At 39.6% G+C, this 1,863-nt stretch carries 1 tRNA gene and 1 pseudogene; one reads left to right on the top strand and one right to left on the bottom strand.

The window, feature by feature from the left end:
- The first annotated feature begins 51 nt into the window (after positions 1 to 51).
- Positions 52 to 139 (top strand) — tRNA-Ser (locus ABYK33_RS15725).
- A gap of 234 nt (positions 140 to 373) precedes the next feature.
- On the opposite strand, the pseudogene ABYK33_RS15720 reads toward ABYK33_RS15725, so the two are convergent.
- Positions 374 to 1,863: pseudogene (locus ABYK33_RS15720) on the bottom strand (type I restriction endonuclease subunit R); the annotation flags it as partial.

The following is a 1,863-nucleotide window of genomic DNA, read 5'->3' as shown; positions in this document are numbered from 1 at the left end:
CGATAATCCAAAAACTTTTTTTGTTTATTGATAGATATTTCATATGTATAATGAGAGGTGTCCGAGTGGTCGAAGGTGCAGACCTGGAACGTCTGTGTGGGGTAACTCACCGAGGGTTCGAATCCCTTCCTCTCAGCCATAAAATCATACTAACCTCAACTAGTCCCCTAAAAAAAGTCATTTCATAGCCTTTTTAAGTTTTCTAATTTTTCAGCAAGTCCGTGTGTAGTCCGTAGCATGTTGAAAAAGTGCATATAATCCTATAATTTCTTACCCACTCTCTTCAATCTTTTATCTCTCATTCTTTCATCGGTCTTGACATGGGTAAACGAAATGCCTTCTTATATGGTATGTATTCAAAGAAGAATAGATTTTAACTCGCCTTTAGTCCTCTAACTATCAACTCATACACAATATCAGCCAAGCCATTTTTAATACGCTCTTTCCCAAGCACCTGTGTAGCAAGGTTTTGATGTGCATCAAGACTATCTATAACTGCATCGTTGATAGCATCTGCGAATCCACCCATCATTGCCTGTTCTTTAGTATTATTGTTTACCTGTTCTACGACCTTCTCATTTTCCATGACCTTGTCTTTGATGGTTCTAGCGTAGTTCAGCATATCATCATCACTTAGCTCACCTTCAAAGAGTGCATTCATGTGTTCAACTATTTCTGAAAGCAACTCTTTCTCTGGGTCTCTTGCAGTAGCACCACCTCCCCCTATAGGAGGTAGTTCACCCTCTCCCACTAAGCTAATGGCTTGGCTCTTTTGTTTGTGTAGTTTGTAATGTGATAATTCTACCAATGATATATCTATTGGGTCTTTAGGGTCATATGTCTTTAGGTTTGGTATAAGTGCTTTTACAAATTCTGACAACTTTAGTAGGTCTTCGTCTGCATAGTCCACTATCTGTGACAGGAACTCATACATCCGTAGAAATGTGATAAGCTCTTTCTTGAAGATGTCAAGTGCATTCTTATCTTCATTAGCTTCTTTGAGGTCAAGTTCATAGTTGTGTATGGCTTTATCATCTTTGTTCTGTTTGGCTTGCTTTAGGCTACTCTTAATGTTGTTAATACTTTCCAGTGCTTGCTTGTATCTGTTCTTGTATCTATCTACGGCTGGTTTAATGGCGGAACTCATAGATGCCTGTGTGCCCTTAGGGTCAAAGAATGCTTTGGCATAGTTCTCTACATCCATAGTTGTAAAGATAGTACTTGCTTCCAGTTTAGTCTGCATATCATAGACGATATTGGGGTCTGTAACATCTTCAAGTTCAGTGGTGTTGTAGTACGGTTCAAAGGCTTCTTTGATATCTACAGCTTCATTGTAGAAGTCCAGTATAAAGGTCTGTTCTTTACCTGCATAGGTTCTGTTCAGTCTTGAGAGTGTCTGCACGCAATCAACCCCACCCAACTTCTTGTCTACATACATGGCACATAGTTTTGGTTGGTCAAATCCTGTTTGGAACTTGTTAGCTACCAGCATTACCTGATAGTCATTGGAATCAAAAGCTTTTCTCATCTCCCTGCCTCTTAGGTTTGGGTTCATATTGAATTCTGTATACTCTTTTTCTGTACCTTCGATGTCATCGGTTATTTTACCTGAGAAAGCCACCATAGCCTGCATCTGCTCTTCTATGTTATGCTCTTTGATGTACTTGTCAAATGCTATCTTGTATCTGACTGCTGATTGTCTGCTTGATGTCACGACCATAGCTTTGGCTTGGCCATCTAGTAGATGAGCCACATGCGTTCTAAAGTGTTCACATATTATCTCTATCTTTTGCGCGATGTTGTGAGGATGGATGTTAAGCCACTTGGCTATCTTGACTTTAGCTCTTTTACTCTCCACTTCTT

This window comes from Sulfurovum sp., from assembly GCF_041562805.1.
In the GTDB taxonomy this organism is placed as follows: Bacteria; Campylobacterota; Campylobacteria; order Campylobacterales; family Sulfurovaceae; genus Sulfurovum.
This window is presented reverse-complemented; position numbering and strand designations above follow the sequence as displayed.